General features: G+C 67.1%; 9 protein-coding genes. 5 read left to right on the forward strand and 4 right to left on the reverse strand.

Features of this window, described 5'->3' with window-relative positions; translation table 11 throughout:
* Positions 1–249: 249 nt before the first annotated feature.
* Positions 250–561: a hypothetical protein gene (locus K7711_RS19970; protein WP_222970966.1), complete on the forward strand. Its 312-nt coding sequence runs from the start codon at positions 250–252 to the stop codon at positions 559–561.
* A 310-nt stretch (positions 562–871) separates the two neighbouring features.
* Positions 872–1,114, forward strand: coding sequence for a hypothetical protein (locus tag K7711_RS19975; RefSeq protein ID WP_245567596.1), 243 nt, complete (start codon positions 872–874; stop codon positions 1,112–1,114).
* 75 nt (positions 1,115–1,189) lie between these two features.
* Here the strand turns inward: K7711_RS19975 and K7711_RS19980 are convergent, their stop codons facing one another.
* The 4 genes from K7711_RS19980 to aroQ all read right to left on the reverse strand — a co-directional run bounded on the left by K7711_RS19980 (position 1,190) and on the right by aroQ (position 10,156).
* On the reverse strand, positions 1,190–2,101 hold the full coding sequence (locus K7711_RS19980; RefSeq protein ID WP_222970967.1) for a cutinase family protein: 912 nt from the start codon (positions 2,099–2,101) through the stop codon (positions 1,190–1,192).
* Between the two features lie 319 nt (positions 2,102–2,420).
* Positions 2,421–3,890 carry a glutamate synthase subunit beta gene (locus K7711_RS19985; protein WP_222970968.1) on the reverse strand — a complete coding sequence of 490 codons (1,470 nt, stop codon included), beginning with the start codon at positions 3,888–3,890 and terminating at the stop codon, positions 2,421–2,423.
* Between the two features lie 191 nt (positions 3,891–4,081).
* Positions 4,082–8,764 carry a glutamate synthase large subunit gene (gltB, locus tag K7711_RS19990; RefSeq protein WP_222970969.1) on the reverse strand — a complete coding sequence of 1,561 codons (4,683 nt, stop codon included), beginning with the start codon at positions 8,762–8,764 and terminating at the stop codon, positions 4,082–4,084.
* A 774-nt stretch (positions 8,765–9,538) separates the two neighbouring features.
* Positions 9,539–10,156, reverse strand: a complete 618-nt coding sequence (gene aroQ, locus K7711_RS19995) for a gamma subclass chorismate mutase AroQ (RefSeq protein ID WP_222970970.1) — start codon at positions 10,154–10,156, stop codon at positions 9,539–9,541.
* Positions 10,157–10,498: 342 nt separating this feature from the next.
* On the opposite strand from aroQ, the gene K7711_RS20000 reads away from it, so the two are divergent.
* The 3 genes from K7711_RS20000 to K7711_RS20010 all read left to right on the forward strand — a co-directional run bounded on the left by K7711_RS20000 (position 10,499) and on the right by K7711_RS20010 (position 14,138).
* Positions 10,499–12,232, forward strand: a complete 1,734-nt coding sequence (locus K7711_RS20000; protein WP_222970971.1) for a DUF4407 domain-containing protein — start codon at positions 10,499–10,501, stop codon at positions 12,230–12,232.
* Between the two features lie 326 nt (positions 12,233–12,558).
* Positions 12,559–13,323, forward strand: a complete 765-nt coding sequence (locus tag K7711_RS20005) for an SDR family oxidoreductase (RefSeq protein ID WP_222970972.1) — start codon at positions 12,559–12,561, stop codon at positions 13,321–13,323.
* A gap of 71 nt (positions 13,324–13,394) precedes the next feature.
* Entirely contained in the window at positions 13,395–14,138 is a 744-nt protein-coding gene (locus K7711_RS20010; RefSeq protein ID WP_222970973.1) for an SDR family oxidoreductase, read from the forward strand.
* The last annotated feature ends 2 nt before the right edge of the window (positions 14,139–14,140 follow it).

The raw sequence follows: 14,140 nt of genomic DNA on the forward strand, positions 1-14,140 counted from the left end.
CCCGACGGAGTTCGATCACACGAATTCTGTACGCGCGCACCAATCGTCGCAAATGCGCCAGCACTGCCGCGAATGTGTGGTTCTGTGGATAACCCCCGTAATATCGCGTTCGAACAGTCGGTGTGAAATTCACAGCGAACTGTGAGGTTTATCGGACGGTCCTCTTAGCGATCGATCGTTCGATGGGACACCGTGAACCGCCGTGCTGTGCGGTCATGTTCTACAGAGAAAGGCAGTTCGTTGCTCTCCATGAGGAAGTCGACACGTTCCCGGCGACTGGTGGCCCGCGTCGCCGTCGCAGGCGCCCTGGCCGCAGTTCCGCTCGCCGCAGTGGCCGGTCCGGCCCTGGCCGACACCACCGCCCCTTCGGCCACCCAGGTCGATCGGCACCACGACGACTGGGACCACCACAACGGTCCCGGATTCCCGGGCATTCCCGGTCCGGACTGGAACCACGGGTGGGATCACCACGACTGGGATCACGGGCTGCCGGGCTTCCCGGGCTGGAACCACGGCTGGAACCACGGTCCGTGGGCGCCGCCCACCGGTTCCGCCGGCTGATACTTCGGTGACCGCCGACGACACGGCCACCGGGTGAACGAGGGCCACTCCCGTACGGGGGTGGCTCTCGTCGTTGCTCCGGACGCCTCGTGCGGATGCGACTTCATGTGGGACATGGCACAATTCGAGCCGCCCGATCATCGTGCACGATCGGTATTCGACCGCGATCCCAGCCAATTGCCAGCTGAGACTTAATGCGGACCCAGTGACGGACGTTTCGATGGAGTCCACAGCCACCGAGCAGGTGGCCGGAGATCTATCGAAAGGCAGTCCCGTGAAGACAACCCGCACCCGCCGTATCGTGAGCCGCGTGGCCATCGCCGGCGCCTTGGCCGTGGTTCCCGTGGCGGCCGTGGCCGTCCCCGCATTCGCCGCCACCCCGAACGCGACCGCCATCGACTGGCAGCACCCGGGTGGACCGGGCGGGGACCACCGCGGCGGCCCGGGTGGCGGCGACCACCGCCACGACGGCCCCGGTCCGCAGGGACCGCAGTTCCCCCAGTTCCCGCAGGGTCCGCAGCAGTTCCTGCCGCAGACCGGTTCCGCGGGCTGATCGACCCCGGACACGGCGAGGGCCGCTTCCGCTGCGGGGAGCGGCCCTCGCCGATCGGTCGAATATGCTGCGCCGCTAGGCCATTCCGGAGAGCCAGCCGTGCATCCAGGTGACCGCGGTCTGCCCGTTGCCGACGTGGTAGCTGCCGTAGGAGGTGTGCGCACCGGACCCGTAGAACTTCTCCAGCTGCTGGACGCGCTTCTTGTTCGCGCCCTCGCTCAGCTGGGTCCCCAGCGTGCCGATACCGCCGCTGGACATCAGGTCGCCCACGATGGATCCGGCCTCGAGCTGGTAGCGCCACATGCTCGCCGGATTCGGATCCGAGGTCTCCGCCAGGAAGCCCGCGAAACGAGTGACGAAGTCGTCGGACTTGGTGGAGCAGTACAGATCCTGCGGATCGCAGATGGTGCGCACCCGGTCGCTGACGAAGCCGAAACCACCCGGGCGCGGACCGCTCGCACCGGCGCCGCCGGCATGCGGGCCGACCTGGACGTCGGTGGGCGAACGACGCGGGTCGGAGATCAGGCCGACGCCGGAGATGCGGCTCGGCGGCACCACGCCGATGCCGGTGCCGATCTCGGCAGCCACGTCACCGGCCGCGTCCGCGCCCTGGCTGTAGCCGATGATCGCGATCTTGGTCGCCGCGCATCGCGCCGCCATGGCCTTGATCATGCCGCGAGCGTTGTTGGACGCCTGGGCCTTCGATTTGCCGTAGACGTCGCCCTCCCACGGGAAGGCGGTGGCCGCGTAGCTGACGTAGTCGACCCGCGTGCCGCTGGGCATATTGCTGGTGACACCCGCGAGCATGCCAGGACCGTGCATGTGCTCGGCCTTGTCCGGACCGGTCTCCCAGGTACCGGGAATGGCCACGACGTATAGGTTCGGGCAGGTGGGAGCCGCTGTCGCGGAACCACTTCCGAAGATCACACCCGACAATCCCGACAACGCAACCGCGGCCGCAGCCGCAGCAACCCGTTTCAACCGCATACCGCTCCAGTTTCAGCCTGCCCAGGCGTGGGCATCCCAAGTTCTTCCAGACAATGGTGTGGTAGCCGGATTGCAGTTTGGTTAACCGTGGGCGAACAGACTACCGAACTCTCGCGAGACCGGAATCAGAACGTTTGCCCGTCGACACCGCACCGTGATCAACAATAGATGGGCGGACTCGCCATTGCCATCCGGCGTCCGAAACCCGTCCGTTTTCCAATCCGGATCGGCCGGAAAATCGGTCGAAAAGACGAAAAGCGCCCGCGAACAACAATGTTCGCGGGCGCTCTGTCGTCTGTGAGCTGTGCTCGGCGCCTGATCAGCGCTGCGGGACGGCCGTCGGCGCGATCGGCGCGGGCAGCGCGGACTCACCCTCGAGGAAGGCATCCGCCGCGGCGGCGGCCGACCGTCCCTCGGCGATGGCCCACACGATCAGCGACTGACCCCGGCCCATATCGCCCGCGACGAAGACGCCGGGAACGGTGGTCTGGAAACCCTTGTCCCGTTTGACGTTCCCGCGCTGGTCGTAGCCGACACCCAGATCCTCGAGCAGACCCGGCTTCTGCGGACCGGTGAAGCCCATAGCCAACAGCACCAGATCGGCCTCGAGCGTGAAATCGGTGCCGTCGACCTTCTCGAAGCGACCGTTCACCATCTGTACCTCGTGCGCCTGCAGACCGGTGACCTTGCCGTCCTCGCCGACGAAGCGTTCGGTGTTGACCGAGTAGACCCGCTCGCCACCCTCCTCGTGCGCCGAGGAGACCCGGTACATCAGCGGATAGGTCGGCCACGGAGTGGAATCCGCGCGCTCCTCCGGCGGACGCGGCATGATCTCGAACTGATGCACGCTCTGCGCACCCTGACGGTGCGAGGTGCCCAGGCAGTCCGCGCCGGTGTCGCCGCCGCCGATGATGACGACCTTCTTGTCCTTGGCGTGAATCGGCGGCAGGCCGTCCTCGTCGGTGATCGGGTCGCCGAGCTGCACCCGGTTGGACAGCGGCAGGAATTCCATCGCCTGATGGATCCCGTCCAGGTCCCGTCCGGGCACCGGCAGATCGCGCGCGATGGTCGCACCACCGGCGAGCACCACCGCGTGGAACTGCTCGCGCAGCTGGTCGGCAGTGATGTCCACGCCCACGTTCACCCCGGCCCGGAAGACGGTGCCCTCGGCCTCCATCTGCGCCAGACGACGGTCGATGAAGCGCTTCTCCATCTTGAATTCCGGAATGCCGTAACGCATCAGACCGCCGATGCGGTCGTCGCGCTCGAAGACCGTCACGGTGTGACCGGCGCGGGTCAGCTGCTGCGCCGCGGCCAGTCCGGCCGGACCCGAACCCACCACGGCGACCTTCTTACCGGTCAGCCGGGTCGGGTAGACCGGGGTCACCCAGCCCTCGTCGAAGGCGTTCTCGATGAGTTCGACCTCGACCTGCTTGATGGTCACCGCGTCCTGGTTGATGCCCAGCACGCAGGACGCCTCGCACGGCGCGGGGCACAGCCGCCCGGTGAACTCCGGGAAGTTGTTGGTCGCGTGCAGGCGGTCGATGCCGTCGCGCCACTGACCCTTGTAGACCAGGTCGTTCCACTCGGGAATCAGGTTCCCAAGCGGGCATCCGTTGTGGCAGAACGGAATCCCGCAGTCCATGCAGCGGCTGGCCTGGGTCTGCAGGGCTTCGTGCGAGAAACCCTCCTCGTAGACCTCTTTCCAGTCCATCAACCGCAGCGGCACCGGCCGCCGCGTCGGAAGCTCACGTTTGGTGTGCTTCAAGAAGCCCTGTGCGTCACCCATTCTCGACTCCACACGTCAGCGCCGGCTCGGCGCACCTGTCAATTCCGGTGCGTCGCACCAAAGTTCTATCCACGCGCGGCCCTGAGTAGTCACAGCGCCTCGTCCACGTCATTTCGGACCCAGCCGCCCTACCCACGTGCGGCCCTGAATGGTCACAGCGCCTCGCCCACGTCATTTCGGACTCGGCTGTTCTACCCACGTGCGGCCTCCATGATGGCCTCGTCCACGTCGCGTCCGGCCTTCTCGGCCTCGGAGATGGCCAGCAGGACCTTCTTGTAGTCCCGCGGCATGACCTTCACGAAATGCGTCACCTGCTGCGACCAGTCGCCCAGGATGGCCTCGGCCACAGCCGAACCGGTCTGATCGCGGTGCCGCGCGACGACATCGTGCAGCCAGGTGAAATCGTCACCGGACAGCGGCTCGATCTCGTCGGCCTGCTCGGGCGAGATGTTCTTCTCGAAGGTGCCGTGCGGGTTGTACAGGTAGGCCACGCCACCGGACATACCGGCGCCGAAGTTGCGCCCGGTCTCACCGAGGATGACGACCTTACCGCCGGTCATGTACTCGCAGCCGTGATCGCCCACGCCCTCCACGACCGCGGTCGCACCGGAGTTGCGCACCGCGAACCGCTCGCCGACCACACCGCGGATGAACGCCTCACCACTGGTCGCGCCGAACAGGATGACGTTGCCGGCGATGATGTTGTCCTCCGCGACGAAATCGCTCGGGGCGTTCAGCGGCGGCCGCACGATCAGATGACCGCCCGACAGCCCCTTGCCCACATAGTCGTTCGCGTCACCGAACACTCGCAGAGTGATACCCGCCGGGACGAACGCGCCGAAGCTGTTACCCGCCGAACCGGTGAACGTGATGTCGATGGTGTCGTCGGGCAGGCCCGCGCCGCCGTACAGCTTGGTCACCTCGTGGCCGAGCATGGTGCCGACGGTCCGGTTGACGTTCGTGATCCGGGTCTCGAACTTGACCGGCTTACCGCGCTCGAGCGCATCGGCCGATTCGGCGATGAGCTGGTTGTCCAGCGCCCGGTCCAGACCGTGGTCCTGGCCCTTGGTGTTGCGCCGGTCCTGGTACATGAACGCGGTCTCGACGTCGTCGAGGATCGGCGACAGGTCGAGCTTGGCGGCCTTCCAGTGCTCCTTGGCCTTGGTGGTGTCGAGCAGGTCGACCCGGCCGATGGCCTCGTCGAGGCTGCGGAAGCCCAGCGAGGCCAGGTATTCGCGCACCTCCTCGGCGATGTACAGCATGAAGTTCTCGACGAATTCCGGCTTGCCGGTGAACCGTTCGCGCAGTACCGGGTTCTGCGTCGCGACGCCGACGGGGCAGGTGTCCAGATGGCATACGCGCATCATGATGCAGCCCGAGACCACCAGCGGTGCGGTGGCGAAACCGAATTCCTCGGCGCCGAGCAGCGCGGCGATCATGACGTCGCGGCCGGTCTTCATCTGACCGTCCACCTGCACCACGATCCGGTCGCGCAGGCCGTTGAGCAGCAGGGTCTGCTGGGTCTCGGCCAGGCCGAGCTCCCAGGGACCGCCCGCGTGCTTGAGCGAGGTCAGCGGCGAGGCGCCGGTGCCGCCGTCGTGGCCGGAGATCAGCACGACGTCCGCGTGCGCCTTGGACACACCCGCGGCGACGGTGCCGACGCCCGGCTCGGCGACAAGTTTCACGTGAATCCGAGCCTGCGGGTTCGCGTTCTTCAGATCGTGGATCAGCTGCGCGAGATCCTCGATCGAGTAGATGTCGTGATGCGGCGGCGGCGAGATCAGCCCGACGCCCGGCGTCGAGTGCCGCACCTCGGCCACCCACGGGTACACCTTGTGCGCGGGCAGCTGACCGCCCTCGCCGGGCTTGGCGCCCTGGGCCATCTTGATCTGGATGTCGGTGCAGTTGCTCAGGTAGTGCGCGGTGACGCCGAAACGTCCCGAGGCCACCTGCTTGATCGCACTGCGCCGCCAGTCGCCGTTCTCCTCCGGCTCGAAGCGGGCCGGCGACTCGCCGCCCTCACCCGAGTTGGAGCGTCCGCCCAGGCGGTTCATCGCGATCGCGAGGGTCTCGTGCGCCTCGGCCGAGATCGAGCCGTAGCTCATCGCGCCGGTGGAGAACCGCTTCACGATCTCGGAGGCGGGCTCGACCAGGTCGATCGGAATCGGGTTGCGCTCGTCGCCGCGGAACTTGAACAGACCGCGCAGCGAGGCCAGCCGCTCGGACTGATCGTCGACCAGCTTGGTGTATTCCTTGAAGATCTTGTACTGACCGGTCCGGGTCGCGTGCTGCAGCTTGAACACCGTGTCCGGGTTGAACAGGTGGTACTCGCCCTCGCGCCGCCACTGGTACTCACCGGTGATCTCGAGTTCGCGGTGCGCGCGCTCGTTGTGGTTCTCCAGGAAGGCGATCCGGTGCCGCGCGGCGACCTCATCGGCGATCTCGTCCAGGCCGATACCGTCCAGCGGGGACTTCAGACCGGTGAAGTACCGGTCGCACAGCTCCTGCGACAGGCCGACGACCTGGAACAGCTGCGCACCGCGGTAGGAGGCGATGGTGGAGATGCCCATCTTGGACATCACCTTCAGCACGCCCTTACCGGCCGCCTTGTTGTAGTTGCGCACCGCCGCGTCGTAGTCGTCGCAGACCACACCGGCACTGCCCGGCATCCGCAGCGCGCCGCGCTCGATCATGTCCTCGATCGACTCGAACACCATGTACGGGTTGATCGCGGCCGCACCGAAGCCGACCAGCAGGGCCATGTGGTGCACCTCGCGGGCGTCACCGGCCTCCACGACCAGCCCGACCTTGGTACGGGTGCGTTCGCGCACGAGGTGGTGGTGCACCGAGGCGGTGAGCAGCAGCGACGGGATCGGCGCCAGCTTCTCGTTGGACTCGCGGTCGGACAGCACGATGATCCGCGCGCCGCCGGCGATGGCCGCCGAGACCTGCTCGTTGATCGCCTGCAGCGATTTACGCAGGCCCTTGCCGCCCTTGCGCACCGGGTACAGACCGTGCACGACCACCGAACGCAGTCCGGGCCGCGATCCGTCGTCGTTGATGTGCACGAGCTTGGACAGCTCGTCGTTGTCCAGGATCGGCTGGGTCAGCGTGATCTGGCGACAGGACTCCGGTCCGGGATGCAGCAGATCGGACTCGGGTCCGATCATGCTGCGCAGGCTGGTCACGACCTCCTCGCGGATGGCGTCCAGCGGCGGGTTGGTGACCTGCGCGAACAGCTGCGAGAAGTAGTCGAACAGCAGGCGCGGCCGTGCCGAGAGCACCGCGATCGGGGTGTCGGTACCCATCGAGCCGAGCGCCTCGCCGCCGGTGGTGGCCATCGGCGAGATCAGAATGTTGAGATCCTCGGTGCTGTACCCGAAGATCTGCTGCCGGATCTTCACCCGGTCGTGCACCATGTGCTCGTGCGGCCGATCGGGCAGATCGGACAGTTTGGTCGGGCCCGCGTGGTCCGCGTCGCCGTCGAGCCACTCCTGGTACGGGTGCTCGGTGGCCAGCTGGGTCTTGATCTCGTCGTCGCCGATGATCCGGCCCTGCGAGGTGTCCACCAGGAACATCCGGCCCGGCTGCAGCCGCACCTTCTTGACCACCTTGGACGGCTCGATATCGAGCACGCCGACCTCGGAGGCCATCACGACCAGGCCGTCGTCGGTCACCCAGACGCGCGAGGGACGCAGGCCGTTGCGGTCGAGCACCGCGCCGACCACGGTGCCGTCGGTGAAGCACACCGAGGCCGGGCCGTCCCACGCCTCCATCAGGAAGGAGTGGTAGCGGTAGAACGCGCGACGCGCCGGATCCATCGACTCCTGGCGCTCCCACGCCTCGGGAATCATCATCAGCACCGCGTGCGGCAGGCTGCGCCCGCCCAGATGCAGCAGTTCGAGGACCTCGTCGAAACGCGCGGTATCCGATGCGCCGGGGGTGCAGACCGGGAAGATCTTCTCCAGCCGGTTGCGGCCCTGCTCGTCGACGCCGAAGACCTCGGACTTGATGAGCGACTCGCGGGCGCGCATCCAGTTCTCGTTACCGGTGACGGTGTTGATCTCACCGTTGTGCGCGACGCGGCGGTACGGGTGCGCCAGCGGCCAGGACGGGAAGGTGTTGGTGGAGAAGCGCGAGTGCACGATGCCCAGCGCCGATTCCACCCGATCGTCCTGCAGGTCCAGGTAGAACGCCCGCAGCTGCGGGGTGGTGAACATGCCCTTGTAGACGAAGGTCTGTGCGGACAGGCTCGGGAAGTAGACGGTCTCGCGCCCGACCGAACCCTCGCCCGCGCCGGACTGGCCGAGCTCGTGCTCGATCCGCTTGCGCACGACGTAGGCGCGGCGGTCCAGGTCCAGGCCGGAGAGCTGCTCGTCCGAACCCTTGGGCGAGGCGATGAACAGCTGCCGGAACGTCGGCATGGCGTCGCGCGCCAGCGCGCCGAGCGAGGTCTCGTCGATCGGCACCTCACGCCAGCCCAGGACCACGAGGCCCTCTTCCCGGACGATGCGCTCGACGCCGTAGCAGGCGCGGGCGGCCTCGCGGCGAGCCTGCGGGAGGAAGGCGATACCGGTGGCGTAGGAGCCTGCCGGCGGCAGCTCGAAGGGCGCACCGTTCTCCGCCAGCACGGCCCGGAAGAACTTGTCCGGGAGCTGGATCAGGATGCCCGCACCGTCACCACTGTTGGGTTCGGCGCCGGCAGCACCACGGTGCTCCAGGTTCAGCAATGCCGTAATAGCCTTGTCGACGATGTCGCGGCTGCGGCGGCCGTGCATGTCGACGACGAACGCGACGCCGCAGGCGTCGTGTTCGTTCGCCGGGTCGTAGAGACCGATGGGTCCAGGTGACCTGTGGCCAGGTAGTTGCGTCATGCCTCTGCCTTCAAAATCAGGCCTTCGAAGAAATATGGCCTTCGTCGAACGCCTCCGTCTAGACTGCGCCCCGGAGGGTTCGTCAGACCAGCGACGCTGATGGTCGTACCGTGCAGTCAACTCTCCAGTTGTCCACCCGCTCCGGTGTCGTAGTCGGGTGCTCGGCGGTTGCGGAGCCTTTCCGTACCCACTCGCCGTGCCCGTCGCCGCCCGTTCGGTCCGGCTGTGCGAGCCGCACGGTCTCCACGACCATCGGCTCGTGACCGATTCGGGCGATTCAGCCGGGCATTTCGTGTCCGGCGTAAGAGCAAACGATAAGTCAGGACCTGCGCCCAACCAACTTAGGTTCCACTAAGAACAGCGTCTACCTGGGCTTCTCCATTGGTCCTCCACTAACTGCGCGGTCTCCAGTGTAAAGCAGAGATCGGCGATCGCTCAGTCGTGTATGCCACTGTTGCCCGTTGCGCCCGGACCGCGCACGCGCAGCCTGCAAGTAGGCTGCAAGGTGCCCTCTAACCTGCATCGATAGAGAATTCCCCGGCTCGCGTCCGGACAAACCGACTGTTGTGCGGCTAACTTTCCGGACACACCGTAGAGACCTCGCGGACACGAAGACTACGAGCCATTGTAATGTTCAGACCGTACGGTCTCATTAAGAATCTCATATTGTGGCATACCTTCAGCAAATCGGACGTGTTGGGTATGTCACACTGCCCGCAGATCGGAACGGACCTTGACGGCGGTGTCGCGAGAGATCTTGCTCGAGAGGCTGTTTCATCCGCAGATCGCGGCGGCCGCGCGGACCAGCGCCGTCTGGTGCAACGCATCGGACCCACCGCTGGTGAACACGCCGAACACCCCGGCCGACAACCGTTCCGCGCAGTTCGGCCCGCGCAGTTCGGCCCGCCGCTGCGCGAGCTGCTGCAGGATCTGCCCGTTCACCCGATCGATGATCGGCCGGACCGCGGTCAGATCCGGCGAGGTCCGCGGCGCCGACGCCGGATCCAGCCGCCAGCGCGCGAGCAGTCCGCGCTGCACCATCTTGTTGGCCTCGATCTGTCCGGCGAAGACCTGCCGCACCCAGCTCTCCGGGAGTCCGAGTGCGGCGCCCGCCCGGCTCATCGAGTCGTAGACCACCCGTTCGCGTTCCGGATCGTCGATCATCGGGTGCTGTCCGTGCGAGCCCACCCATTTGGCCGCGACCACCGCATCGGCGGTGTTCAGGCGCTGCAGCAGCAGCTCGATCAGCGGATCGGAGCTGGTCGGGGCGGCATCGACGGGGCCCTGGGCGTGCGCGGCCGAAACCGTCGGATCGATCGTCATGGGTACCACCTCAACCGACATCACCCCGATGGCGGCCGCGGCCGCCACCATCAACACGGACGTACGCACCTGAGACACTCCTGACGGGCTATTGTGCGGAAATGCGAACGTGTGCCGCCACACCTCGCCGTCGCGGCCACATCACCACGGTACGAGCGGGTATCGGATTTCCGACACGAATTTTGGTTTCCCCGCCGAACATTCGCACTCTCGCCATGTCGCTGTGAGGCTGGCCACAACCTGCGGACGGGACTCGGCGCGAGCGCCGTCGGCCTGTCACGCTGGACCCGATTCGTATGGCCGGGTCCGCCCGCCCGACCGTCTCGCCGCACCGTTCACCTGCGGCGACCACGAATGCCGACGACTTCGCCGAATGCGAAACCGCCTGGGATGCAGAGGATGTGAAATCCCATGACCACCCCCCACATCTCGGACCCGATCGATCAGGACCCGACGAACAACGGATCGACCAGGCACCACGCCGGAGGAATCCAGCCGCTGCGGGATCGGGCCATCGGCCTGCTGACCTGGCTCGGCGGCGCGGGCACGGGGATCGCCGACGACCACGAACGGTCCGGATACGCCGTGACCGGCGCGATGGTGCTGCTGTTCGCCGCGATATCGGGCACGGTCGTAGCGCTGGCATCGGCGGCGGCGCAGTGGGCCGCGATCCTGGTGATCATCGCGACGGTGTTCACGGTGCTGTTGATCGGGACCATCTCGCGCGCCTTCGCGACCGCACCGCTGCCCGGACGCGACGGCTCCCGAATTCGCTTCGGCGGCGGGCTGATCGGCCGCATCGTCGTGGCGGTGCTGGCGGGCGTGGTCGTGGCCGAACTCGCGAGCACCATCCTGCTGGGCGGCACGATCGATCGCCGTCTGGACGATTACGCCAGGCACGACGCGGAATCCGCGGCCTCGGTCATCACCGCGCGCAATGCCCTGGACCAGGCGAAATCCGACCGCGACACGCTGAATCGCACGATCACCGGCGCACAGTCGGACATCCAGCAGGCCCTGATCATCGCCCGCTGCGAATACAACCCGACCCCGGAGTGCCCGCAGAACAAGATCACCGGCATCCCCGGTCAGGGTCCGGAGACCCGCACCGACAACAGCATGCTCGACGACGCCCGTACCCGCCTGGCCGCCGCGCAGTCCCAGGTACAGCCCACGCAGGATCGCGTCGCCCAGCGACAGCAGGCCCTGGATCAGGCCCGCGCCGCCGCCGGGACCGGCGATCGCGGCCTCGGCGCACGCTGGATCGCGTTGAACGGCTACACCTTCGGACATGCCGGTGCATTCCTGCTGCGCCTGGCGACCCTGGTGATCACCGTGGCGCTGGCCCTGCTGCCGCTGCTGTCGCGCTGGTGGCGCGGGGAAACCACCTTCGACCGCCGTATCTCGGCGCGGGCGGTGGCCGATCGCGCCGCACAGGACGCCGAGGCCGCCATCGCGCTCAAACGCGCCGAGGTCCGCGTCGAGTCCGAAAAGCTGCGCGCCGAACAAGAGTTGACCAGCACGCGCCTGGCCGTTCACGCCGACACCGTCATCGAGCGCGAGAACGAGCGCCGCCGCGTCATCGCCTCGATCGGCGCAATGGAAATCGGCGTCACCGCGCCCCAGCGTCGCGCGGTCGCCGAATTCGAAGCGCTGGCGGAACTTCCGGCCACCCCGACGTCGAACTCCCAGGAGGACACCGTGTCTCAGCCGTCGAATCTCCCCGCGCCGCTGCCGCAGAACGCGGTCGCCCCCGCCGCCGGATCCGGCGGCCTGGAACTCCCCATCATCGGCACCGTCCCCTTCACCGACACCGCAGCCCGCTGGATCCGCCCGCTGGTCCCGTCCTTCGTCACCGATGCCATCGATACCGCGACCCACCCCCTGCGCACGGTCCGCCAGGTCTTCGAGGAGACCGAGGAAATAACCTTCACCCTCCGCCGCACTCGCAAGGTGACCGTCGATTCGTCGGACTCGAACCCCCAACTCCCCGCCACCGTCGTGGACCCCGCATCGCCGACTCCCACCGCCCAGTCGCCGTACGGCCTGCCTCCGGCCGACCGTCTCGACCGCGTCACCGGCACGATCACCCCCACCGAACTCGACCCCCGCACCTCCCGCCAACTTCCTCCGGGCTCCCGCTGAAAATCGGCATTGCCGCAACACCTCTCGGCCCTGTGCGGTCGGCCGGGACGAGGAATACCGCGAGCGTGCGCGCGATCGAAGCCTCGTCACCATGTGCGGCCGGATGGTTCCGTCGGCGCGACCGGATCGCCGCAGCCCGGTGGGCGACGGTATAGGTATCTCCTCTGGCTCCCACTGATATTTGGTCTTTGCTCTCGGTTGTTTTCCGGACTTACCGTGAAACAGTTCGACGAGACGCCGCCGCAAAAAACTCCGAATAGTTTGCGGCGAGCGCATATTCATTTATCCGTCGAGCGGACAACTGTGCGATCGAGAGGATCTGTGGCATGACCACAATCGAGAACGGGACGACGGCATTCGCGGGAAAGCGGGCCCTGGTGACGGGTGGTTCTCGCGGGATCGGGGCGGCCGTGGTGCGGCAATTGCTGGCCGCGGGGGCCGAGGTGCTCACGACGGCCAGGACGGCGACGAGCACGGTGCCGGAGAAGGCGAATTTCGTCGCGGCCGACGTACGGACGCAGGCGGGGGCCGACGCGCTCGCCGCGGCCGCGCGAGACGTGCTCGGCGGGGTGGACATTCTGGTGCACAACGCGGGTGGCGCGCGACCGCATCCGAGCGGTTCGAGCATTCCCGACCAGGAGTGGCAGGATGCGCTGAACCTGAACCTGCTGTCCGCCGTGCGGTTGGACGCGCTGCTCACACCGGGCATGCGGGATCGGAAGTCGGGCGCGATCGTGCACATCTCCTCAGCGGCGGTGCCCACTCCGGTGCCCCCGTTCCTGCACTACACCGCGGCGAAGGCGGCCCTGGAGAACTACAGCCGAGGGCTGTCCGCGGAGTTGGCCCCGTTCGGAATTCGGGTCAACGTCGTCTCGCCCGGCAGGACCGCGACCCCCGGCGGCGAGCAGACGCGCGAGGAGTGGGCACGCCTGGACACCGCACCCGGTCAGGGTGATGTGCCCGCCGTACCGCTGGGCCGCGACGGCCAACCCGGCGATATCGCCGAAGCGGTCCTGTTCCTGCTGTCCGACCGCGCGAGCTGGCTGACCGGCAGCAGCCTCGTCGTGGACGGCGGCGAATTCCACCGCTGACCCGGACGATATTCCGGCTCGAAAACCCGCACCCCACCGAATTTCCAAGAAAGAAACGCAGGAATCCCGACATGGGCAGATACAGCGATAAAAATGTAGTGATCACCGGCGGCGGCAGCGGTATGGGTTTCGCGATGGCGAAACTACTGGTGGACGAGGGCGCACGGGTGATGATCACCGGCCGCTCCCGAACCACGCTCGACGCCGCGCAGGAGCGACTCGGCGAGAATGCGGTGACCGTCCGCGGCGATGTCGCCACACTGTCCGACCTGGATATCCTCGCCGACCGCGCGAAGCACGAATTCGGCACGCTGCAGGCGCTTTTCGTCAATGCCGGAATCGCGCGCACCACACCGCTGGAGGAGACGACCGAGCAGGAATACGACGAACTGTTCGCGATCAACGTCAAGGGCGCGTTCTTCACCGTGCAGAAACTCGCCCCGCTGCTGAGCACGGGCGCGGGCATCGTCCTGACCACCTCGAACGCGAACGTCATGGGTATACCGGCGACCAGCGTCTACGCGGCGGGTAAGGCGGCCGTGCGCTCGATGGCCCGCACCCTCGCCGCGGATCTGCTCCCGCGCGGCATCCGCGTCAACGCGATCGGCCCCGGCCCGGTGGACACGGGAATTCTGGAGAATGGAATGAACCAGGAGGCCGCCGCGCGATTCAAGGCGCAGGTGATCGCCGCCAACCCCATGCGACGTTTCGGAACACCCGAGGAAATGGCCAGGGCGGCAGCATTTCTCGCCTTCGAGGCCACCTACGTCACCGGCACGGAACTCGTCGTGGACGGAGGGGCGACGCAACTCTGAAG

Source organism: Nocardia coffeae, assembly GCF_019890715.1.
Lineage (GTDB): Bacteria > Actinomycetota > Actinomycetes > Mycobacteriales > Mycobacteriaceae > Nocardia > Nocardia jiangxiensis.